This is a genomic window from Priestia sp. YIM B13552, from assembly GCF_042787775.1.
In the GTDB taxonomy this organism is placed as follows: domain Bacteria; phylum Bacillota; class Bacilli; order Bacillales; family Bacillaceae_H; genus Priestia; species Priestia megaterium_E.
In genome coordinates this window covers 956,482-979,991 of record NZ_JBHZOU010000003.1, presented here as the reverse complement: position 1 = coordinate 979,991, position 23,510 = coordinate 956,482, and the positions used below count along the sequence as shown (strand labels likewise).

The following is a 23,510-nucleotide window of genomic DNA, read 5'->3' as shown; positions in this document are numbered from 1 at the left end:
AACAGGAAGTCATATGAATCTTAATTTTGAAAAACGGTTATCGATGTGGTCATAGATACATCGATAAAAACCATTAAAACAACAGATTTTTTAAAGAAAGGTCTTGATAAAATGAAAAAGTGGCGACCATTTGCAACTATGCCAGAGCAATACAGAGGATTACAAGAAGTTATAAAAAAGCAATCAGAAATACCTCAACCTTTTTTAACAGAAGATCAAATGGAACAGATTAATTTTACCTTGATCGAAGCGCTCCATACACATAAAAAAGTATACCTTACGTATTACAAGCACGGGCAATGTATAACGGAAACAGGAGTTATTCAATTTGTAGATTCCCTTGGAGGTTTATTTGTATTTATAGATGAAGGATGTAAGCAAACGGAAAAAATGAGGTTAAGCGAGCTAATTGATGTTCGTTTCGTGTAGTAGAAAATAATAAAACAGTTTATTTACATAAGATTTCCATACATAATTAGTATAAGCTTAAAAAGTATTTAATCATTTTTCATAGATTCATTTAAAGATGTTATATAAGGAGGCTCCTAATATGAAGCAGGTTTGGACTGAGTTTGAGCAGTGGTTAAAAATAAATCGACCAGAAGCAGCAGGAACGCTTAATGAAGCAGCTTCTGAATTAGAAATTGCAGAGGCTGAACAAAAGATGGGACTAACATTCCCCAAAAACCTTAAAGACTGGTTAATGATACATAATGGACAGCGTGATGAATATATAGCAGCTATCGATAATTATACGCTACTACCTTTAGAGGAGATTCTGTAGTCGTGGCAAACATTAAAAGAACTTTTAGACGGAGGAGAATTTGAAGATTTTCCAGAAATTGAACCTATTGGACCAGTAAAAAGAGAATTTTGGTGGAACCCACGTTGGATTTCGATTGCCACGAATGGGGGAGGAGATGATATTTGTATAGACTTGGATCCTGATAAAGAAGGGAGAATTGGCCAAATTATCACCTTTTGGCACGATTGGGAACAGCGTGAAGTAATAGCGGACAGCTTAGAAGAATGGGTAATAGCCACGATAAATCATACAGGTCATTAAAGGGGAGAAGTAAATGATAAAACCTGATATAGAGAAAATCTATAAAATTCTCAAAGCACTTCCAGGTACGTCGGTGAAAGTAGAATTTGAAGATGAAGTGGGAGAAATTCTTTCTACTCCTTATTATATCTACCTAAAAAGCGAGTTTCTTGATGGACAATTAGGCTACAGAGAAGATTTAGAAGCCAATTCTCTTATAGGAAATCAAGAAGGAGATTGGCAAGAAAACTGGTTTGTTATAGGTTATGATGAAGAAATAGGCGGTGACCCGCTCTTTATCGACATAGGGAATGAAGATTATCCAGTTTTTACAGCTGAACATGGCATAGGCGAATGGGAAGCTTTAGAAATGTATGATTCTCTAGAAGAGTTTGTAGAAGATGTTGCTTAATTATTGCTTCGTTAAAAGATTTTGATAAAAGTACGGCTAGAAGAGGACAGATAGTAGTTTAGTATATACCTAACTGTCCTCTTTTTTAGTACCTATTAAACTTAGAAAGAATGTAGAGGAAGGAAGGGACTGATGGTAGGAATCGATTTCTGTATTGCCGATATACGAAGGCGCAAAGGCATTCATATCCTTTGCGTTCTTTTATCGTTGAATACTGCTAACAATTGAATAGTATATGGCTACAATGATCAAAAGCATGCCAATAATGTATAAATGAGGTATATCTTAAAGTGTTGGTCATAGAGACATTCACCTTTCTAATTTAATTCTAATTCAACAAATTTTTATTAGTTTGTTTAACCACAGAAAATATGATGTACAAAAAGGGGAGATTGTTCTTTTGTTTCTTAAAGAACCTATTCATTACGTTAACTAGAGTTAGTATTTTCATTCCCGTATAGGATAATCCAAATTTAGCCATATTAAATTGTAGTATTAAAAAAGATTAATACATATGAAAAATTCTTAAAAGGTGGATGTTATATGCTTGATTCTAAAACGATTGAAATTGTCCAATCAACAGTGCCAGTTTTAAAAGAACATAGTAAACAAATAGGAAAGAGATTTTATGAATTGTTATTTGAAAAAGCGCCGGATTTGTATAATATGTTCAATCAAACAAATCAAAAAAGAGGAATTCAACAGGAAGCATTAGGCTATGCCGTGTATGCTGCTGGGGAACATATTACAAACTTAGAAGCCATTAAACCTGTAATTGAACGAATTTCACAAAAACATCGTGCGATAGGGGTAAAGGCAGAACAATATCCAGTCGTTGGTGAAACTTTACTTCAAGCAGTAAAGGATGTTTTAGGAGATACAGCTTCAGATGAGATTATTGAAGCATGGGGAAAAGCGTACGGATATATTGCCAATGCTTTTATTGAGCTAGAAGAAGCTCTTTACGAAGAGACAGAGAGTCAACCTGGAGGTTGGGAAGGATATCAAAGCTTTTATATAGATAAGAAAGTAGAAGAAAGTGATAATGTAACATCTTTTTATTTAAAAGCTAAAAATGAGAAAGAAATTGCCTCTTATAAAGCAGGACAATACCTTACATTAGCAGCAAATGTTCCGGGAGAGAAATACACGCATATTCGCCACTATAGTCTTTCTGAAGCCCCTGGAAAGGATTATTACCGAATCAGTGTAAAACGAGAAGATGCGCATGACGGTGCGCCAGCAGGAATCGTGTCAAACTATTTACATAAACAAGTTCAGACAGGAGATATTCTTAAGTTCTCAGCTCCCGCTGGAGATTTTGTACTTGATCACAGTGAACTTCCCGTTGTGCTAATTAGTGGAGGTATAGGTATTACACCTTTGCTTAGTATGCTGAATACCATTGTAGAAAAACAACCTACACGTAAGGTTACCTTTCTTCATGCAAGTATTAATGGGAAAACGCATGCTTTTAAAGAACATGTGGCTCAACTAAATAGAAATAGCGAAAATGTTACCTCCTTCATCTGTTATAGTTCGCCTAATGAAGGGGATCACCTTGGTACTGATTTTGATAAAGAGGGTTATATTGATTTAGAATTGTTACAATCCGTTGTTCCTTCAAAAGAAGCTGTCTTTTATTTCTGCGGATCGATTCCGTTTATGGAAGCTATTCTTAAAGCACTACATAGATGGGATATACCAAACGAACGTATTCATTACGAGGTATTTAGCCCTGTAGCCATTTTAGGAGAAAAATAAAGAAGTAATATTTACCAGTAAATGAAAAGTATTCGATTGAAACACACGTCCTGTTTAAATAAATATGCTGTAAAAAAGCACTCATAAGCGTGCTTTTTTACTTTGCCCTAAGGAATGATTCTACAAACGATCATGATACATATAAGTATTTCTACACTCTCTGCGTACAAAAAACTGGAAAAAATTCTCTTCGGTAATTTATAATAATAGAGAACTATGTCGAAGCCAAACTATTGGAGAGATTACTATATGAGAAGACTACTTCCTTTTATAATTTTTACCATTTACTGCATTCCATATGTTTATTTATCTATGCGAAAAGATTTTGAGGATGATTCAAAGGTAAGCTATATAATCATGGCCATAGTTACACTAGCACTGTCTTATCTAAGTGGGCTTATTAGAGCGGATTTATCACTTATTTTAGGAAATATAATTTCTTTTAGTACTTCATATTTTTATAATGCATTAAGGCTTCCTGATTCTAAATGGGAGAAATATTTTTCGCCCTTTAATTCTGTCGAACAGGTAGTACTGATAAGTCTTACGGCGCTTGTGCTGCAGGTGATTGTTTATACACTTGCTCGAAAACGAGCGAAGAGATACATTCGTAATACTATGGTTTCGGAATAGTTCAAAAAAAGAGAGTTAATCATCCAATGAGCTAGACTCTTCAGGAGAACAAATGAAAGAAGGGTTAAAATAAGGAGAACTGCTGAAATTTTATCCTCTAAAAAGAAAGTGCTAAATAAGGAAGAACAACAAATCCTTCAAACGTGTACTTACCTGCTTTAAAAAGGATACGAATCAAATAAGTTAGTTATACAACTTTTAAATATGTAAACGTAAACAAAAAGGTATGTATTTCTCTTCCTACTTTAATTATACCACATAAAAAAACGTCGATATAGACTGTTTATTCTCATTTACTGCTGGTAAAATCAATAAAACATTACCGGTTAGGAGAGATGTTGAATGAACTCTTTAGTTCTTAGCTTTCAAGAAATAAAAGATACACAGCTTTCACTTGTTGGAGGAAAAGCCTTAAATTTAGGCGCGTTATCAAAAATTCAAGGAATACAAGTACCCGAAGGATTTTGTGTGACAGCGGCCGGGTATCAAAAAGCCCTTGAACAAAATGAAACATTTCAAGCGTTACTGAACCAGCTGACGATGCTAAAAGCTGATGACCGAGATCAAATTGGTGAAATCAGCGAAAAAATTCGCCAAATCATTCTGGAAATAAAAATTCCTTCTGACGTTGTAAAAGCAGTTATTCATTCTCTCTCTCAGTTTGGGGAAGAGCATGCTTATGCCGTTCGTTCAAGTGCGACTGCTGAAGATTTGCCACATGCTTCTTTTGCTGGTCAGCATGACACCTATTTAAACATCAGAGGCAAAGAAGCCATCCTTGAGCACATTAGCAAATGCTGGGCTTCCCTGTTTGCAAATCGCGCGGTAACCTACCGTATTAAAAATGGATTTGACCATAGTCAAGTGCACGTATCGGTTATTGTTCAACGAATGGTTTTTCCTCAGGCTTCAGGTATTTTATTTACCGCTGACCCAATTACTTCTAACCGAAAGCTGTTATCAATCGATGCGGGATTCGGACTTGGAGAAGCGCTGGTGTCTGGTTTAGTCTCTGCCGATTGCTATAAAGTAAAAGAAGGCGAAATCGTCGATAAAAAAATAGTAGCTAAAAAGTTAGCTATCTATGGATTAAAAGAAGGCGGAACAGAAACCAAGGAAGTTCCTTCTGACCTGCAAAAAACGCAAGCGCTCACTGAACCTCAAATTTTACATCTAGCACGCGTTGGAAGACAGCTTGAAGCTTATTTTGATTGTCCTCAAGATATTGAATGGTGCTTGGCTGATGATAGATTTTATATTGTCCAAAGTCGTCCAATCACTACTTTATATCCAATTCCTGAAGCGCATGATCAGGAAAATCGCGTTTATGTATCTGTTGGACACCAGCAAATGATGACCGATGCCATGAAACCACTGGGATTGTCTTTTTTTCTGTTAACAACTAATGCACCGATGCGTACAGCCGGTGGAAGGTTATTTGTTGATGTTACACCTATGCTCGCTTCACCTGGCAGCAGAAAAATGATGTTAGGTGCCATGGGACAACATGATCCGCTCATGAAAGACGCACTTACGACCATAATAGAGCGAGGAGACTTTATAAAACCTTTACCAGATGATCAAAGTTCTGGTAAAAGCAATAAAAGCGTGCCGCCTACGAAGCCTAAGGCACAAATCGAAAACGACTCGACAATCGTTTCTGACTTGATCAAGAAGAATCAAACATCAATAGAAGAGCTAAAACAAACCATCCAGACGAAATCAGGGTTGGAATTAGTCGATTTTATTTCAGAAGATATCGGGACATTAAAGAAGATTTTATTTGATCCACAAAGTACAGCTGTGTTTATGACCGCTATGGATGCTTCATCATGGATCAATGAAAAAATGGAGGCGTGGCTAAATGAAAAAAATGCAGCAGACGCGCTTTCTCAATCTGTACCAAACAATATTACTTCAGAAATGGGTCTGGCGCTATTGGATGTCGCAGATGTAATTCGTCCTTATCCAGAAGTCATCCATTATTTACAGTATGTAAAAGATGATAACTTTTTTGAGAACCTGGTTAAGTTTGAAGGTGGACTGGAAACCAAAGGCGCTATCTATGAGTATCTCAGCAAATACGGAATGCGATGCCCCGGCGAAATCGATATTACGAAAACTCGCTGGAGCGAAAAACCGGCTGCACTTATCCCTGTGATTCTTGGTAATATTAAAAACTTTAAACCCAATGCCAGCCAACAAAAATTTGAAAAAGGCCTGCAGGAAGCCTTGAAAAAAGAGCAAGAGCTGTTAAACCGCTTGAAGCATTTGCCGGATGGTGAACAAAAAGCAAAAGAAACAAAAGAAAGAATTGATCTCCTCCGAAATTTTATCGGTTATCGTGAATACCCCAAATACGGCATGATTAACCGTTATTTTGTTTATAAACAGGCTCTTTTGAAAGAAGCCGCTCAGCTCGTAAAAGCCGGCGTTATTTATGAATCAGAAGATATATACTATTTGACGTTTGAAGAACTTCAAGAAGTCGTGCGCACATATAAGCTTGATCATCAAATCATCAGCAAGCGAAAAGAAGAGTACAAATTATATGAAAAGCTAATACCTCCGCGTGTGATCACGTCTCAAGGTGAAATTATTACCGGTGCGTACAAACGAGAAAACCTCCCGTCCCAGGCAATTGTAGGTTTACCGGTTTCGGCAGGGGTGATAGAAGGGCGAGCACGCGTCATTTTAAATATGGAAAATGCTAATCTATCAGAGGGAGATATATTAGTCACTTCCTTTACTGACCCTAGCTGGACCCCGTTATTTGTAGGGATAAAGGGGCTTGTTACGGAAGTTGGCGGACTGATGACTCATGGGGCAGTCATTGCACGTGAATACGGATTGCCAGCGGTTGTTGGAGTAGAGAATGCTACTCGGCTGATAAAAGACGGACAGCGAATTCGCGTACATGGAACAGAAGGGTATATTGAACTATTGTAAAAGCTAAAGATGCTTGCGCTGTTTTTCTTCTTTTTACCTAATTAATAGATGAAAATTTGTCTAGATTCCTATACGTATCTTCAGTCAATACAAAAAGGCAGGCCATTATAACGGCCTGCCTTTTTCATATTGGTGAACCAGTAGAACGTCAAATGCTGACTTTCTTTACAGCCGACTGCTGCACATGCTCCATAAACAGTTTGAACAAGTTTAGCATTGAAGTATGTTCTTTTGCCATCATTTCTGGATGCCACTGGACGCCGACTACAAATTGCTCTCCTTGTTTTTCAATGGCTTCAATAACTCCATCTTTTGCCCATGCAGAAACTTCAAAACCTGGCGCTACGTCTTTAATAGCTTGATGGTGAAATGAATTAATAAGAGCTTGATTACCGTAAAGGTCATGCAGGCGTGTTCCGTCTTTAATCATGATGGAATGAGAAGGGTCGCTTGTATTGTTGTATTGATCATGTTTGATAAATGCCTCTTTAATGTCTGACATATCTTGATAAAGAGTGCCGCCGTAAGCAACGTTTAAAATTTGTAAGCCGCGGCAAATCGCTAACACGGGCTTTCCTTGATCGATCACATGCTTTAACAATAGCTGTTCAGACTGATCTCGTGCTAAAAAAGGTGAACCCGTTTTGGTTGTCGGTTCTTCTCCGTATAAAAGGGGATTAACGTCTTGTCCACCTGATAAAATCAACCCATCTATACTTTCTGCCTGCGCTTTAATCATTTCTTCGTCTTTTAGCACTGGCAAGATGAAAGGAACTCCGCCGCTGAGCGCTGTTGATTCGATATAGTCGTTATTCACATACGCTCGCTTATAGCCTGGAAAGCGTCCTCCTTGATCCACAATAATGCTTCCTGATATACCAATTAAAAATCCCACTGTTGTTTTCTCCTTTTTTGTTAAATTACCATTTCTTAAAATGTTTTTTCTTTTGTAATGCGCTGATAAAGTGTTCTCAACCGCTTGCTCTATAAGAAATAAATGGTTCTTTTATTCAACTATTATACATATATACCATATTTATTTAATAGAAAATGGTATAATAGCCTCTGTGTGTCAAAAATACTAATTGCCAAAGGTAGAAGGTAGTGCTACAATTGTTCACATTCCTACTATTCTTCTTATTATAGTCGGATTAAAATTTTATACAAGGAAATAGGAGTGATTTTAGTGAAAAGGACTTATTTACTTTTCATCTCTCTTTTAACCATTGTCCTCATGGTAGCAGGGTGCAGTGGTAACGCAAGCAAAAATTCTTCAAGTGAAAAAGAAGGAAAAGAAGGCGGAACGCTAAACGTCGCGTCTCAAAGTGAGCCAGCAACGCTAGATGCTCAAATTACTGGGGACTCAGATGTGAAAGACGCAACGCGCAGTATCTACGAAGGACTAATGATTTTAGACGATAAAGGAAATCCTAAGCCTGACTTAGCGTCTAAAGTAGATATTAGCGATGATAAAAAAACATACACGTTCCAATTAAGAAAAGGGGTTAAATTCCATAATGGTAAAGAAATGACTGCAGATGACGTCGTCGCTTCTATTAACCGCTGGATTAAGCTATCATCCCTTGGAAAAACAAACTTCTCTGGTGCTGAAATGACCAAAACCGGTGATTATACGGTAGAACTTCATTTACCATCACCAAATGTTAACACGCTTTCTTTATTAGCTGATCCAATCCCTGCAGCAGCTATTTTACCAAAAGAAGTCGTTGACAATGCATCTGATGAAGGGATCAAAGACTACATAGGAACAGGTCCATATAAAGTAAAAGAATGGAAGAAAAATCAATATCTTTTATTAGAGAAATTTAAAGATTATTCTTCGAAAGGCCGCGAAGTTAAGAAAACTCCTCACGTCGATGAAATTAAGATTAGTTTCGTAAGCGATGAGTCAACTAGGATTTCTGGTATTACAACCGGACAATTTGACGTTGCGCTATCTGTATCAAGTGATAATGCCAAACAAGTTGAAGGCAGCCAAAATGCAAAAGTAGAAACATCACCAGGCGGATTTATGGGACTTTTCTACAACGCAGATAAAGGCGTCTTTAAAGACATCCATGCACGAAAAGCAGTTAACGCAGCTCTTAACTCAAAGGATATCTTAGACAGTTCTTACGGAAGCTCAGATTATTACAAGCTTTCTTCATCCATTGTGAACAAAGAGTATCCAAATTACTACAGTACAGCTGGAAAAGAAGAATACAACCAGCATGATAAGAAAAAGGCAAAAGAATATTTAAAGAAATCTGGTTATAACGGAGAAGAAATTCGCTTAATGGCGTCTCGTGATTACCAAGATCAATACAATACAGCTGTTGTGGTTCAACAAGAATTAAAAGACATCGGTATGAATGTAAAACTCGAAGTATACGACTGGGCGACGTTCAGCGATAAAATGAGTGATACAAGCCAATGGGACATCTATCCTGTTGACTGGAACGCTCGTTCTACCATCTTCCAAGGATTCTGGACTACAAAAGGTACATCAGTTGAAAAATCAATGGACTACTTAAACAAAATTAAAGCTGCTCCTTCTGTTAAAGAAGCTCGCGGTGACATTGATGCGATTCAACAATACGTATGGGACGAGCTTCCGTTTACGCTTATTGGTCATAAAGTGAACATCAATGCCGTTTCTAACAACGCAAACGGCTATGAGTATAATTTAGGTCCAATTTTCTACAATATGAGTTTAACAAAATAATATCTTATTAACCTAATAAACAGAGAGCTTATGGCTCTCTGTTTTAGAAAGGAGTTTACGATGGGAGCTTATACACTTAAGAGACTTTTTGCACTAATTCCTGTTTTATTCATTGTATCTATTGTTGTCTTCTTAATTACGCGCTTAACGCCTGGGAGTCCCGCAGCAATCATTTTAGGACAAGGCGCAAGTCCGGAACAAATTGCAGCGCTGAGCAAAGAAATGGGATTGGATGAGCCTGTTATTAATCAATACTTTATCTGGCTATCTAACATTTTTCACGGAGATTTTGGCTATTCTTACTTTTTAAATAAACCTGTGCTCGGGGCAATTTGGGATAATGTAGGTCCTACGGTTTCTCTAGCTATACTCGCGCAAATTTTTGGTGTGGCATTTGCTTTACTATTTGGTATATATGCAGCTAAACATAAAGGAACGATTCGTGATGAAAGCATTATGGGAGCCAGCCTTTTAGGTATTTCCATTCCTAGCTTTCTTCTCGGTTCATTCCTTATTTTGCTTTTTGCGGTACAGCTTCGAATTTTTCCTGTTTCAGGATACGTTCCGTTAAACGCTGGATTATTTGAGTATTTAAAGTACTTAGTTTTACCAACGATTACGCTTGGAGCGATTCAAGCTGCATTAATTACGCGTATGACGCGTTCATCTTTACTCGATACCATTTCTGAGAACTTTGTTAAAACGGCAAAAGCAAAAGGATTAAATGAACGCACAATTATGCTCAAGCATACGCTGCGCGTGAGTTTTTTACCGATTTTAACAGTTATTGGAGAATCATTTGCGGGACTTGTGACCGGAGCGGCGGTAACAGAATCATTATTTAACATTCCAGGGCTAGGTCAGCTGATTGTTTCATCAATTGAACGCCGGGATTACGCGCTTATTCAAGGAGCCGTACTTTTAATTACGGTTGCTTATGTGGTCATCAATTTAGTTGTTGATTTGCTGTATGCCGTGATCGATCCGCGTGTACGCAATTCTTATCATGATTAAAGGAGGGTGATGAATGTGAACGCACAACAAAATACAGAGACCATTTCAGTAACTGCAAAGAAAAAAAGAAACCCAGCGGTAGCGCGCTTTTTCTCAAATCGTTTGCTAGTAAGAGGAGCGATACTTATTTTATTATCTATTTTGATTGCTGTTTTTGCTCCGCTCATTTCTCCTTTTGGCAGCTTACAAATCGATCCTGCAAATCGATTAGCACCGCCGTCAAGCACGCACTGGTTTGGAACGGATAACTTTGGACGAGATGTATTTAGCCGGACAATGTACGGCGTCAGAATATCATTAATGATTGGAGCCGCAGTAACGATTGTTGCTACTGTACTTGGTTTAATCGTTGGACTTCTATCTTCTTATTATAAAATTCTTGATTATATTTTAATGAGAATTTGTGACGGCTTGTTTGCTTTTCCATCTATTTTGCTAGCAATTGCCATTATGTCTGCTTTAGGACCTAAAACAAGCAACGTTATTATCGCACTGAGCCTTGTATTTATCCCTTCGATTGCGAGAATTGTTCGTTCAGCTGCGCTTGTTGTAAAAGAAAAAACGTTTATCGAAGCGCTAAAAGCTCAAGGAGCAAGCTCACTTCGAATCATTTGTTTTCATATGGCGCCAAACGTCTTATCGCCTTTAATCGTTCAAGTAACATACGTGTTTGCCGTAACGATTTTAACTGAGGCTTCGCTAAGCTTTTTAGGAGCAGGGATTCCTGCGCCGACACCGAGCTTAGGAAATATGCTGTATGACGGAAAGCTTGCGATTTACAACGCATGGTGGATGACCGTGTTTCCGGGTTTATTCATCATTTTAATTGTACTTGGCCTTAATTTATTTGGTGACGGTCTGCGCGATTGGTTAAATCCGAAAAACGTAATGCTGAAGAAAAGGAGGAAAAAACGTTGAGTAACGCCCTTTTAAAATTAGAAGACTTACAAGTAACTTTTACAACGTATAGCGGAGAAGTAACGGCTGTTGACAATGTATCTCTTCAATTAAATAAAGGAGAAGTATTAGGGATTGTCGGTGAATCAGGATCTGGAAAAAGCGTAACGTCCGAATCTATTCTTCAGCTATTAGATGAAGACCTAACAAGCTACGATGGCAAGATTTTGTTTGAAGGAAAAAACTTATTAGAGATGTCTTCAAAGCAAATTCAAAAGCTAAGAGGAAACGAAATCTCAATGATTTTCCAAGATCCAATGTCGTCATTAAATCCCGTTATGCCCATTGGAAAACAAATTGCTGAAGTGATTCGTCTGCATCAGAAAGTCTCCAAAAAAGAAGCGCAAAAGAAAGTCGTAGAGCTTTTGAGACTAACAGGCATTCCGTCTCCAGAACAGCGAGCAAAAGAGTATCCGCATGAAATTTCAGGTGGAATGAGGCAGCGCATTATGATTGCGATGGCTTTAGCCTGTGAGCCGAAGCTTCTTATTGCCGATGAGCCAACAACAGCTTTAGACGTAACCATTCAAGCGCAAATTCTTGACCTCATGATGGATTTAAAAGAAAAGCTCAACATGGGAGTGCTTTTCATCACTCATGATTTAGGCGTTGTCGCTAATATTTGTACAAAAGTAGCCGTAATGTATTTAGGACAAGTGATGGAAGAAACGGACGTTAAAACGCTGTTTTCAAAGCCGCTTCATCCTTATACAATGGGCTTAATTAAGTCGGTTCCTCACTTAGATGGCGACAGAACACAAGAGCTTTCGTCCATTCCCGGAACGGTGCCGCCGCTTTCAAACGTGCCAGACGGCTGTCGTTTTGCACCAAGATGCCCGTTTGCAACGGAAATATGCCATAAAGAAGTACCTGTTTTAGAGCATGCCGATGATACACATCGCGTTCGATGCTGGCACTATGAAAAAATTCAAGAGGGAGAGGTTGCGTATGTCTAGTGAAGCAAAGCAGCAAAGTGTGAAGCCCTTGCTTGAAGTTCGCAACCTGCAAAAATATTATCCGGTTCGTTCTGCCTTAGGGAAAGCGAAAGGCCAAATCAAAGCAGTTCAAGATGTATCTTTTGATATTTATGAAGGCGAAACGTACGGATTAGTAGGCGAATCTGGCTGCGGGAAAAGTACAGCGGGGCGCACGCTTTTAAAATTAGTAGAACCAACGGGCGGAGAAGCACAGTTCAATGGAGAAAGTATTTTCGAATCTAAAGCATCACGCTTACGAACGATTCGTAAAGATTTACAAATGATTTTCCAAGATCCGCATACTTCTCTTAATCCAAGAAAAAAAATTGGTGCTTCCATTCAAGAAACATTAACAATTCATAATGTAGGCGTAAAAAGCGAACGAAAGCAGCTTGTCATTGAGTTATTAAAAAAGCTTGGATTTAACGAAGAAGATTACAACCGCTATCCGCACGAATTTTCAGGCGGTCAGCGCCAGCGCATAGGCATTGCGCGTTCATTGATTTTAAACCCAAAGCTTATCATTTGTGATGAGCCGGTTTCAGCACTGGACGTATCCATTCAAGCACAAATCTTAAACTTACTGCGCAGTTTGCAAAGAGAAATGAAGCTTTCGTATCTCTTTATCTCTCACGATTTAAGCGTCGTAAGACATATTGCAGACCGCGTTGGCGTGATGTATTTAGGCAGATTAGTAGAAGAAGGGCCAACAGATGAGATTTTTTCAAATCCTCGTCATCCTTACACAAAACTTCTTTTATCATCTGTCCCGGCAATTCACGAACATGAAAAACGCGAAAAAATTGAGGTTAAAGGTGAAATTCCTTCTCCTCTTAATCCACCTTCAGGCTGTGCGTTTCATAAAAGATGCCCGTTCGCATTTGACCGCTGCATGAAAGAAACACCTGAAGACACAGTGATTGACAGCAAGCATAAAGTAAAATGTCATCTTTATAGTTAAGGTGAAAAGCTGTGGCGATAGAGAAAACAAACGTATTGATGCAACAGCATAATTGAATAAATAGAAATGAAAAAGTCACTAGTGCCTCTAGTGGCTTTTTTGTGTGAAAATAGCGGATTTAAAGGGTGGTGAAAAGTCATTATTTAGCGTATTAGATTCATTTTTATATAAAAGATATAAATAATCCTTACTAACCTATCTATCCTAATATATGGAGATATGAAAACAAAACGTGTTATGATGGTATCGGTGATAATTATGGGTAAAAAAGCAGATAAAACGAATGTCATGCGAATTTTAGATCAGAAAAAAATTGTGTACAACTATTATTCTTATGACACTAAAAAGCTGAGTGGGGTACAGGTAGCTACTTCGCTCGGAGAGGATCTTGCTAAAGTCTTTAAGACACTGGTGACCGTAGGGAAATCAAAAGAACATTATGTCTTCATGGTACCGGTTGAAAAGGAGCTTGATTTAAAGAAAGCGGCAAAAGCGGCTGGTGAAAAGTCCTTAGAAATGATTCCTCAAAGAGAGCTGTTACCTCTTACAGGATATGTTCACGGCGGGTGTTCTCCTATCGGAATGAAAAAGCAGTTCGAAACCTTCATTGACTCTACAGCAGAAAACTGTGAAACGATTTACTTTTCAGGTGGACGTGTAGGTCACCAAATACAGTTAACGTTAAGTGACTTATCAAAAGTAATTCGCTTAAGTTTAGCAGACATCACAAAAGATAGTTAAAATGTAGTTCCCTTGAGCGAAACGTACTCAGACATGAGCGTTTCGCTTTTTTAGTTCCCTTAATTACTGTCTTTTTATCTGTTAAAACAATAAAATAAAAGTAAAAATATAGAAAAAATGATATTATATAGTTAATATGTGGAAAATTTATAAAAAGGCTAGGAGGAAGACAAAAATGATTAAATCAATTATTGGCGGGTTCATTTTATCTTTTATTCTTTTATTAGGATGTACAATAGCAAACGTAAATTCAGAAACAGTATTTTTCGTAGCGTTCATTATACTAGTAGGGCTAGCCATTATTATATCTGGAGCAGCTGTAAGCGGCGATCGGATGAGAGCCAATCTGGCCACGGAATCAAAAACGGACAAGAAGTGGAGAATTACAAATTCGATAAACCTTATGTTAGCTGCCACTCCAGTTCTAGCCGTGTTTCTTCTTATTCATTATTTTATATAGTTTGGTTTCCAAACAACAAGCTTAGGTGAAAAATATCTCGGGATAGAAGGCTTTTTGTGTGAATTTAAAATTAAATGAGCCAAATTAAGGTCGCCGATGCAACAAAATTATAGAGCATCTATGACTGTATATATAATAGAGGATAAGATTAAAATTCGATAATTACCTTAAATTTAGGTTAGAGCTTAGTACAAGTTATGTTTATTCTACATATTATGTAAATGTAAGCAGCTTACACTCACAAGTTGAAAAGAGTATTTTCTTAACCATGTTCTCACTTAAAGAACATGGCTTTTTTTCTGTTTGTCATATAAATTAGAAAGCTAAACTTTGTAAAATTTTTGTATAAATAATTAGAAAATATTATATTTTCTAATAAATCAATAGTACAATATATAAATAGAAGGGAGGATTAACACTACATATGTAATAGACAGCAGCCGCTTTTAAAACCGCTTATTTTATTATCTATAGATGATATTGAAATGAATGATCCAACCTTTTTTAAGCGCTCTCATTATATAAGTAATGGGTTGAACAGGTTTTATAGAAAGCAATACAGTCTAGCTGTTAAAAAAATTTGCTGGTAAATTACTTGCTACTTCATGTTACAGGAGAACCAACATTAAACACTCAAAGAAAAGAGGGATCAATCATGGCTCATACCAGTGAAGCTGCAAACAACAGGCGTGTTACAAGTAATATTTTCAAAGGATCTGTTGGGAATTTAATTGAATGGTACGATTGGTACGTTTACTCTGCTTTTGCCGTCTATTTTTCATCGCAATTCTTCCCGGAAGGTGATTCAACAAGTCAGCTGCTTAACACAGCGGCAATCTTTGCTGTCGGTTTCTTAATGCGTCCAATCGGTAGTTTATTAATGGGACGCTATGCGGATCGATATGGTCGTCGGGCTGCGCTTACCTTATCTATTACTATTATGGCGAGTGGTTCCTTTATTATCGCCTGTACTCCTAACTATGGCACCATAGGATTATTATCTCCTATTATTCTAGTATTAGCGCGTTTGCTGCAAGGAATCTCCTTAGGAGGAGAATACGGAACGTCTGCAACTTACCTTTCTGAAATGGCAAGCAGCGGGCGCAGAGGATTTTATTCAAGCTTTCAGTATGTGACGCTTGTTGCTGGCCAGCTGGTGGCATTAGGTGTTCAAATTATTTTGCAAAACGTTCTTAGTGAAGCAGATATGATTTCATGGGGCTGGCGTATTCCTTTTGTCATTGGAGCAATCGGCGCGCTAAGCGTTTTATGGCTGCGCCGTACAATGGATGAGTCAGAGCAATTTTCTAAAATGGACTCTGAAAGCCGTGAAAATGCCGGAACTATTAAAGCACTTATGAAGCATCCTAAAGCAGTGTTGACCGTTATTGGCTTAACATTAGGAGGAACGGTCGCTTTTTATACGTATACGACGTATTTGCAAAAATTTATGGTAAACAGTGTAGGGCTAGATAAAGGAGTCGTAAGCTGGATTAACTTCTGTGCGCTGCTTGTATTTGTTGTTATTCAGCCAATAGCAGGTATGCTATCGGATAAAATTGGACGCAGACCTCTGTTAATGAGCTTTGGTATTTTAGGAACATTGCTGACAGTACCGCTGTTTCTTTTTATGAAACAAGCTCACAGCCCAGTCATGGCTTTTTTATTAATGACAGTTGGACTTATCATTGTAACAGGTTATACATCTATTAACGCAATTGTAAAAGCTGAGCTTTTCCCAACAGAAATTCGAGCTCTTGGTGTTGGGTTACCGTACGGACTTACAGTTGCCATATTTGGAGGTACTGCAGAGTTGATCGCCCTATGGCTGAAAAGTATCGGCCATGAATCACTTTTCTTTTTCTATGTAGCAGGGTGTATTGCCATCAGCTTTCTTGTTTATTGGCGTATGGGAGAGTCCTCTAAAGATTCATACATAGAATCTGAGCTCAAGAAAGAGGGCAAAGGAGACAATGTACCGCCAAATAATATCAGTTTTTAATTTTGGTTAAATAAATAATCGTTTGATAACATAAAAAAGGACGGGCTTTTATAGCCAGTCCTTTTCTAGTATTCCGCGCGTATACTTGTATTAAACGTACTAAGTGACTGTTCTTACTATAGAATTCTTTTTTCTATAGTTTTGCATTATGAATTTTGTACATTATTTGGTGATAATAAGTCCTCGTATAATCTCATTCCAGTAAGGTTTAAAACCAGGCTTTACTTTAGGCATTGTGAAAACTCCCTTTAAAATTTTCCTGATTGGATAGTCGTGATATTAAGTTTAATAAAACTAATTAAAGTTGTTATCCGACGTAGAGCGTAACTTACCTTATAAATTTGTACGACTAAAGAATGAAGAAAAAAATTAGAGGCATATAAAAGATCAGCGTCACAATAAAAGGATTATTTTGTGATATAACGAAATAAAGAGTATATACATCAGAAATAGAGAGAGGGTAAACTTCATGAATACTTTATATTCCTTTTTTACGAACCCAGTTTTAACTGCTTCTACGTTTTTAATAGAATTACAGAGCGTGTTCTTTCAACCTATTTGGAAAGAGTATAATTATGATGATTATTTTACCTACAAGGTGTATGTTCCAAGTACATATACTGGGTTAAGTAAAGTACCATTAATCGTTATGCTTCATGGATGCCAACAAGATGCAGATGATTTTGCGACAGGTACGGAGATGAATAAGCTAGCGGAAGAAAAAGGCTTTATTGTTCTCTATCCTCAAATGAATTACTTTGCTAATTCCAACGGGTGCTGGAATTGGTTTTATGAGTATAACCAGTTTCGCGGTAATGGAGAGCCAGACATAATAAAAGATATGATTGATCACATAACCGCTAAATATGCTGTTGATCCTGCTAATATATACCTTGCTGGTATGTCAGCTGGAGGCTTTATGGCAAATGTTATGGCTATTGCTTATCCTGATGTATTCAAAGCAGTAGGCATTCATTCAGCAGGAAGTAATGCGTATGCCGTAGACCTCATCACAGCTGGAGAAGTCATGCTATACGGCTCTTTAAATCCTGAGCTTGACGGTGATGAAGCTTATAAAAAAATGGGACCTTATGCACGGCCTGTTCCCATCATTACGTTTCATGGTCAATCAGATACAACAGTCAATCCAATTAATGCGTCTACATTCATTCAGCAGTGGATTTATACATATAAGAATTTCGGTATCGACCTACATGAAAATGCAGCTTCTTATACTTCAAGGGAAAACGAAAATCATTATAGTTACATAACGTATGACTACGTAGATACAGAAAATAAAATCTGGATGAAAAAAATTATGGTAGAGGATATGGGGCATGCATGGTCAGGAGGAAATGACAATGGATCGGATACTGATTCAAAAGGTCCTAATGCTTCAAAAATGATGTGGGATTTTTTTGAAGCCCATAATGATTAAATAGAGGACGAAAGAGAGATCACAATATGCTACTAAATAACGTTAGCCTTTCATTTTTTTGAAACAAATAATCGTCTACCAACAGTAAAAAAGGATCTTATCGAAAGATCCTTTTTCTGTTATCCACCAGCATTTTTTAACAAGTAGCTTCAAACCGATTTAACAATACATCGAGATCCTGACTGATTTTAATCGTATTACTACTTGTAAACCCTTCTTCTAGGGCAATCATCATCATCATTTTTCGTATAAATTCTATCTTTATCAGCAGTAGTCTACATTTGAAACACATTAAGTTTCCTCCACTTGCCACGTCATTTTAAAGGCTTAAATTGTTGAATGATTTATGTAAAAATGGTTCCAATCTAAAAATAGAACCTAAAAAATATAGTAACAAATAGATAGTGTCGAAGTCTGTCGTATTTTGAATTCAGATATTTTCATTTAAAAAGAATTAGCTCTTAAACGTTTTGTTGGAAGCTATGCTCTGTCTTAATTGTGATTCTTCCACCGGTTGTAAATAACTCACAGAGCAATAGAGCTTATCCGGTTTTTTGGATATAGGCATAATCCGATTACATTTAGGCATGTTAACATAAGAAAGGAGAATTTACTAATATGCCCAATGTCATCAGAATTCTTCAATTGTTTCTTCCGTGGATTTCCCTTGTTTTTATGCCGAAAAAATCAATGAGAACCTATTTTCCCGCTTCTCTTTTTGCCTCATCTTTAGTAATTGGAATGTGCTCATTAGCTATTCCTTACAAGTGGTGGAGTGTAAAAGGAGGGTGGAAAGGGAAAATTTTAAACGATACCAGCTTTATTTTTGGCCCCTTTTTGATAGGGACACTGTGGATCTTTCATTTTACGTTTGGCAGCTTTAAAAGATTTTTTTTCGTTAATTTACTTATGGATTCACTATTTGCTTTTCCGCTAAGCTACTTGTATCAAAAATTGGACTTATTTAAGTTAGTCAATTTTAAGCCAAAACATATCTTTTTTTCGTTTATTAGTTTCTGCTTAACTATTTATGGCTATCAGGCACTGACAAATAAAGATAAATGATAGGTGAGGGGCGTTTCTAACCGCTATAGACTTTGTAAAAAGCACAACAAAAAAGCGTCTGTTAAGACGCTTTATATATAATACATATACTGCTCTTCTTTATTAACATTTGTTGTGTCATGGATTATTTCTTCCGGGATATTGGACGTCCGATTAGTAAAAAGCATAAACAAAGCAATAATTGATGCCGCAAAACCTAAAGTAACAATCACAATAAATCCCTCCCTTTAGAATATATATTCTACTTTTATCTTCATTTTCCTATATTTATTATATACCCTTATTTTATTTTCTCAACACATAGAACAAAAAGAGTAGTGCATCTCCTCAATATCTCCCTCAAAATAAATATAATCAAGGGAGCTTAAAACTCCCATTTTCCCTAAAAAAGTAGGAAGCCATAAATTTTTTTCGTATGGGGGACATAAATCATTAACATTATTAATCGTTGAGATAACTTTTTTGTATTGTACGAATGAAAGAAATTTATATATATTAAAAATACAAAATATTCATTGAATTATATAATACTTTGATTTTGAGTCGAAAAGAGAAAAGCTGCTGTTTTAAAGACAACAAGTTTAAGGAAGTTACAAGCGATATAAAAAGGTATAGAAATGGATGCATCTAGAATTCTTTTTGCTCAGATATTCACATAGTTTTCATTCGTAAAAAAGACTGAAAATTTTGATAATAATTTCACTTTTATTAAGGGGGACTTTTTATGACAACAACGGTATTAAATGTATCAACTTATTCTTTTTATCTTAACGGTGAGTGGAAAGAAAGCAAATCAGGGCAGACAATTGACATTGTTTCTCCATACCGTCATGACGTGATTGGAAAAGTTCAGGCTATCACAAAAGAAGAGGTCGATGAAGCAGTACATGCCGCGCAAAAAGCTCAGAAAGGGTGGGCAGAAATTTCTCTCCAAGAACGTGCTAAGTATTTATACAACTGGGCGGATGAGCTGGTAAGAATGCAGAGTGAAATTGCCGAAATTATTATGAAGGAAGTTGGAAAAAGCTTAAAAGATGCAAGGAATGAAGTAGTGCGCACAGCAGATTTCATTCGCTATACAGTTGAAGAAGCCCTTCATATGAACGGAGAAAGCATGAAGGGAGATAGTTTTCCTGGCGGTTCTAAGTCTAAAGTTGCCATTGTTGAACGCGTGCCTTTAGGGGTGGTCCTCGCAATTCCTCCTTTTAATTATCCGGTAAATTTAGCAGCTGCTAAACTGGCGCCTGCTCTTATTTCAGGAAATGCCGTTATCTTCAAACCCGCAACGCAAGGAGCGATCAGCGGTATTAAGATGATTGAAGCTCTTCATCAAGCAGGTATTCCACAAGGTCTTGTAAACGTCGTAACGGGCCGCGGATCTGTTATTGGGGATTATTTGGTTGAACATAAAGGCATTAACATGATTTCATTTACCGGGGGAACAAATACGGGTACTCAATTAGCTAAAAAGGCAGGCATGATTCCTCTTGTATTAGAACTTGGAGGAAAAGACCCGGGTATTGTATGTGAAGACGCAGATTTACAAGAAGCAGCCAAACATATTATAAGCGGAGCATTTTCTTATTCCGGTCAGCGCTGTACAGCTATTAAACGTGTACTTGTGCATGAAAAAGTGGCAAACGAGCTCGTAAATATTTTAAAAGAAGAAGTACATAAACTATCAGTCGGTTCTCCTGAAGATGGATGTACGATCGTTCCATTAATTGATAGCAAAGCAGCGGACTTTATTCAGATTTTAATTGCAGATGCACTAGGAAAAGGTGCAAAAGTTGTGACTGGAAACAAGCGTGAAGGAAACCTTATCTATCCTACGCTTTTAGATGACGTGAATGATACTATGCGCGTGGCATGGGAAGAACCATTCGGTCCTGTGTTACCAATTATCCGCGTCGCTTCTGATCAAGAAGCCGTTGATATAGCAAACGAATCAGAATTTGGCTTACAAGCAAGCGTTTTTACAAAAGATATTAATAAAGCCTTCTCAATTGCAAATAAAATTGAAGTAGGATCCGTTCAAATCAACGGACGCACGGAACGCGGTCCTGATCATTTTCCTTTTATCGGCATAAAAGGATCCGGTATGGGTGCTCAAGGCATTCGTAAAAGTATTGAATCCATGACTCGTGAAAAAGTAACGGTATTAAATCTTCAATGATTGAATTCCAAGAGCTCTTCAAATCAAGCCAGTAGAGTGTAGAGAATCTCATGGGAAAAAGCCTGTGCTCCAAAAAACACAGGCTTTTAAACGTTTTATTTACCTATCACTCGATTCCATCTTTGTAGTTCTTATGCCAGTTTTTATCACCTTTATGTTCGATATCCTCAACGGTTTTTTCAAGCTCTGACATAATGAGTGTTTTCACTTGATAAATGGTATCAAAAAAAGCTTTCTCTTCATCCGGATTCGGCTTTATTTTGGCTGCTGCCGAAATATCAACATATCTGCGATGTTCAGTTGTTAATTTATCAAGCGCATCAAAAATATGAGAGGTCAGAACAGCAACCTCCTTATGATTATCAGGCAGCTTTTCTTTTAATGTTTCAATTCTCTTATCCATGTTAAAGTCCCCCTATAACGTGTTGTATTTATGTAACTTTCCCACTAATAAAAATGAATAACCTTAAATAGCAAAAAATCATGGGAATTAGCACGTGAAACAAAAGTATACTACAGGATATCATGTTAAAGTGAAAAAATGGTGAAACGAATGAGTATATTTTTCCAGAAAGGGTATGTAATAAAAGGCGTTTTTTTGGAAAAGGTAATTACCTTAAGAAACATTGAGGCACGCAATCAACATAAAAGTTCATCTATTTTTAAGGAACAATGACCTTTTTTGACTACTTTTTGCGATTTTATGACTTTTTTTGAATGAACTTGATTGTTTTTGATGATTTTTCGAATAATCTGATATATAATGAAAGCGTAAACAGTAAAACATGTCGGCCGGTTAAGAAAAACATTCACAAAAACTGGATTTGTTATTACATAAAATCAGACCTCTGTTTTTATAAAAATAAATAGAACTTGAGAAAAGGAGAATGAGGATGGACATATTGGATGCAAAAGTAGTGAATACAAAGTACGGTTTAGAAACATATCTGGATGTATCAGAAAGCGTAGAAATAAAAGAAATTCATATGCCGAGTTCAGAGAACCAATCTCATAAAATTAAATTTGGAATCAAGTATTTTCTTTTAAGAGAAGGAAAGTATTACGATAGCCAAAAAGGTTATTTTTGGCTTTGTATGAATCACGATTTTAGCAGCCTTATGCTGAGTGAAACGGAAACAGAGAGTTTGTTTGCAGTTAAAAGTGAAGAAGAAAGAGAAGCAACAAAAACGCTGTTAGCAGAATGGTTTATCCAAACGAATGCGTACAAAGAAGTCATCAACGAATGTATCCATCAGATTAAAACGGAGAATATTCGTACAGAGGAAGACATCGAAGACCGAGTAGACGCTATACAATTTTTAGAAAAATTAAAGGTATTAACTGCAAAAGAGATTGAAAACGCTTCTATAGAAAATCTATATGCCCTGCAGCAAATTGGCTAGGCTATAGTTCGCGCAAGTTGAAATGCAGATTAATGTATAACAATAAGGAGGAATAGTGAGATGAAATTTTTTATTGATACAGCAAACCTTGAAGATATTAAAAAAGCATACAAAGTAGGTGTTCTAGCTGGTGTGACAACCAATCCATCTTTAGTAGCAAAAGAAGGCGTAAGATTTGAAGACCGCATTGAAGAAATTCTTCAAATGGTACCGGAAGTTGAATCCGTTTCCGCTGAGGTAACGCCTGACGCACTTTCTGCTGAAGACATGATTGCTCAAGCTGAAGAACTGATTAAAATTAACGACGGAGATAAAAACATTACGATTAAGCTGCCTATGACATTAGCTGGCTTGGAAGCGACGCGCTACCTTGCTAAAAAAGGCGTAAAAACAAATGTAACCCTGATCTTTACAGTAAACCAAGCGCTTTTAGCAGCTCGTGCTGGAGCGACGTATGTTTCTCCATTTTTAGGACGTCTTGATGATATTTCAGAAGACGGAGTACAGCTGGTATCTAAAATTGCTGAGTTATTCCGCGTTCAAAACATCGACTCTCAAATTATTGCGGCATCTGTAAGACATCCGGATCATGTAACGCGTGTAGCACTTGCAGGAGCCCATATTGCCACAATTCCATACGCTGTTATTGAGCAATTAGCAAAACATCCGTTAACTGACCAAGGAATGGAAAAATTTGCAGCAGATTGGGAAAAAGCAGTTAAAGCTTAACAAAAAGTTATATCAATAAAAAAAGCTTGGGGTAAGCATAGCTTATTCCAAGCTTTTTA

Annotated in this window: 21 protein-coding genes and 1 pseudogene; 18 read left to right on the top strand and 4 right to left on the bottom strand. The window is 37.1% G+C overall.

What is annotated here, in order from left to right:
- Positions 1–111 precede the first annotated feature (111 nt).
- The 5 genes and pseudogenes from ACFX40_RS17050 (at position 112) to ppsA (ending at position 6,803) form a co-directional block, all read left to right on the top strand.
- Positions 112–429: a YolD-like family protein gene (locus ACFX40_RS17050; protein ID WP_377255686.1), complete on the top strand. Its 318-nt coding sequence runs from the start codon at positions 112–114 to the stop codon at positions 427–429.
- Positions 430–526: 97 nt separating this feature from the next.
- A pseudogene (locus ACFX40_RS17045) lies at positions 527–1,066 on the top strand (SMI1/KNR4 family protein).
- Positions 1,067–1,079: 13 nt separating this feature from the next.
- On the top strand, positions 1,080–1,457 hold the full coding sequence (locus tag ACFX40_RS17040) for an SMI1/KNR4 family protein (protein ID WP_279620689.1): 378 nt from the start codon (positions 1,080–1,082) through the stop codon (positions 1,455–1,457).
- Between the two features lie 543 nt (positions 1,458–2,000).
- The gene (gene hmpA, locus ACFX40_RS17035) at positions 2,001–3,221 is read left to right on the top strand and encodes an NO-inducible flavohemoprotein (RefSeq protein ID WP_098331559.1); all 1,221 of its coding nucleotides are present in this window, start codon (positions 2,001–2,003) and stop codon (positions 3,219–3,221) included.
- Positions 3,222–4,196: 975 nt separating this feature from the next.
- Complete coding sequence (gene ppsA, locus ACFX40_RS17030; RefSeq protein ID WP_377255683.1) at positions 4,197–6,803, top strand: phosphoenolpyruvate synthase; 2,607 nt, start codon at positions 4,197–4,199, stop codon at positions 6,801–6,803.
- A gap of 148 nt (positions 6,804–6,951) precedes the next feature.
- On the opposite strand, the gene ACFX40_RS17025 is transcribed toward ppsA, so the two are convergent.
- Positions 6,952–7,698, bottom strand: coding sequence for a gamma-glutamyl-gamma-aminobutyrate hydrolase family protein (locus ACFX40_RS17025; protein WP_028408913.1), 747 nt, complete (start codon positions 7,696–7,698; stop codon positions 6,952–6,954).
- A gap of 291 nt (positions 7,699–7,989) precedes the next feature.
- Here ACFX40_RS17025 and ACFX40_RS17020 point away from each other — a divergent pair, with 291 nt between their 5' ends.
- From ACFX40_RS17020 to ACFX40_RS16980, 9 genes are all read left to right on the top strand, one after another.
- Entirely contained in the window at positions 7,990–9,528 is a 1,539-nt protein-coding gene (locus ACFX40_RS17020; protein WP_377255680.1) for an ABC transporter substrate-binding protein, read from the top strand.
- A gap of 60 nt (positions 9,529–9,588) precedes the next feature.
- The gene (locus ACFX40_RS17015) at positions 9,589–10,542 is read left to right on the top strand and encodes an ABC transporter permease (RefSeq protein ID WP_050691645.1); all 954 of its coding nucleotides are present in this window, start codon (positions 9,589–9,591) and stop codon (positions 10,540–10,542) included.
- 9 nt (positions 10,543–10,551) lie between these two features.
- The gene (locus ACFX40_RS17010) at positions 10,552–11,460 is read left to right on the top strand and encodes an ABC transporter permease (RefSeq protein ID WP_098432622.1); all 909 of its coding nucleotides are present in this window, start codon (positions 10,552–10,554) and stop codon (positions 11,458–11,460) included.
- Positions 11,457–12,455 carry an ABC transporter ATP-binding protein gene (locus ACFX40_RS17005; RefSeq protein WP_098331562.1) on the top strand — a complete coding sequence of 333 codons (999 nt, stop codon included), beginning with the start codon at positions 11,457–11,459 and terminating at the stop codon, positions 12,453–12,455. Before ACFX40_RS17010 ends, ACFX40_RS17005 begins: the two co-directional genes overlap by 4 nt.
- Positions 12,448–13,437, top strand: coding sequence for an ABC transporter ATP-binding protein (locus tag ACFX40_RS17000; RefSeq protein ID WP_028408908.1), 990 nt, complete (start codon positions 12,448–12,450; stop codon positions 13,435–13,437). The genes ACFX40_RS17005 and ACFX40_RS17000 overlap by 8 nt, the downstream gene beginning before the upstream one ends.
- 258 nt (positions 13,438–13,695) lie before the next feature.
- Positions 13,696–14,178: a Cys-tRNA(Pro) deacylase gene (ybaK, locus tag ACFX40_RS16995; protein WP_043982614.1), complete on the top strand. Its 483-nt coding sequence runs from the start codon at positions 13,696–13,698 to the stop codon at positions 14,176–14,178.
- A 175-nt stretch (positions 14,179–14,353) separates the two neighbouring features.
- On the top strand, positions 14,354–14,638 hold the full coding sequence (locus ACFX40_RS16990) for a DUF5316 family protein (protein ID WP_272767376.1): 285 nt from the start codon (positions 14,354–14,356) through the stop codon (positions 14,636–14,638).
- A gap of 655 nt (positions 14,639–15,293) precedes the next feature.
- Positions 15,294–16,640 carry an MFS transporter gene (locus ACFX40_RS16985; RefSeq protein ID WP_272767375.1) on the top strand — a complete coding sequence of 449 codons (1,347 nt, stop codon included), beginning with the start codon at positions 15,294–15,296 and terminating at the stop codon, positions 16,638–16,640.
- Positions 16,641–17,109: 469 nt separating this feature from the next.
- The gene (locus ACFX40_RS16980; RefSeq protein ID WP_098791488.1) at positions 17,110–18,078 is read left to right on the top strand and encodes an extracellular catalytic domain type 1 short-chain-length polyhydroxyalkanoate depolymerase; all 969 of its coding nucleotides are present in this window, start codon (positions 17,110–17,112) and stop codon (positions 18,076–18,078) included.
- 136 nt (positions 18,079–18,214) lie between these two features.
- On the opposite strand, the gene ACFX40_RS16975 is transcribed toward ACFX40_RS16980, so the two are convergent.
- Complete coding sequence (locus tag ACFX40_RS16975; RefSeq protein WP_016763750.1) at positions 18,215–18,370, bottom strand: aspartyl-phosphate phosphatase Spo0E family protein; 156 nt, start codon at positions 18,368–18,370, stop codon at positions 18,215–18,217.
- A 326-nt stretch (positions 18,371–18,696) separates the two neighbouring features.
- Between ACFX40_RS16975 and ACFX40_RS16970 the strand changes: the two genes are divergently transcribed.
- Positions 18,697–19,143 carry a hypothetical protein gene (locus ACFX40_RS16970; protein ID WP_098791486.1) on the top strand — a complete coding sequence of 149 codons (447 nt, stop codon included), beginning with the start codon at positions 18,697–18,699 and terminating at the stop codon, positions 19,141–19,143.
- 71 nt (positions 19,144–19,214) lie between these two features.
- Here ACFX40_RS16970 and ACFX40_RS16965 read toward each other — a convergent pair whose 3' ends face one another.
- The gene (locus ACFX40_RS16965; protein WP_169305173.1) at positions 19,215–19,355 is read right to left on the bottom strand and encodes a hypothetical protein; all 141 of its coding nucleotides are present in this window, start codon (positions 19,353–19,355) and stop codon (positions 19,215–19,217) included.
- 512 nt (positions 19,356–19,867) lie between these two features.
- Between ACFX40_RS16965 and ACFX40_RS16960 the strand changes: the two genes are divergently transcribed.
- Positions 19,868–21,319: an NADP-dependent glyceraldehyde-3-phosphate dehydrogenase gene (locus ACFX40_RS16960; RefSeq protein ID WP_263034297.1), complete on the top strand. Its 1,452-nt coding sequence runs from the start codon at positions 19,868–19,870 to the stop codon at positions 21,317–21,319.
- A gap of 106 nt (positions 21,320–21,425) precedes the next feature.
- Here ACFX40_RS16960 and ACFX40_RS16955 read toward each other — a convergent pair whose 3' ends face one another.
- On the bottom strand, positions 21,426–21,722 hold the full coding sequence (locus ACFX40_RS16955; RefSeq protein WP_013082749.1) for a hypothetical protein: 297 nt from the start codon (positions 21,720–21,722) through the stop codon (positions 21,426–21,428).
- 490 nt (positions 21,723–22,212) lie between these two features.
- Here ACFX40_RS16955 and ACFX40_RS16950 point away from each other — a divergent pair, with 490 nt between their 5' ends.
- Positions 22,213–22,722 carry a hypothetical protein gene (locus ACFX40_RS16950; protein WP_025749002.1) on the top strand — a complete coding sequence of 170 codons (510 nt, stop codon included), beginning with the start codon at positions 22,213–22,215 and terminating at the stop codon, positions 22,720–22,722.
- A 60-nt stretch (positions 22,723–22,782) separates the two neighbouring features.
- Positions 22,783–23,451, top strand: a complete 669-nt coding sequence (gene fsa / locus ACFX40_RS16945; RefSeq protein ID WP_013082751.1) for a fructose-6-phosphate aldolase — start codon at positions 22,783–22,785, stop codon at positions 23,449–23,451.
- The last annotated feature ends 59 nt before the right edge of the window (positions 23,452–23,510 follow it).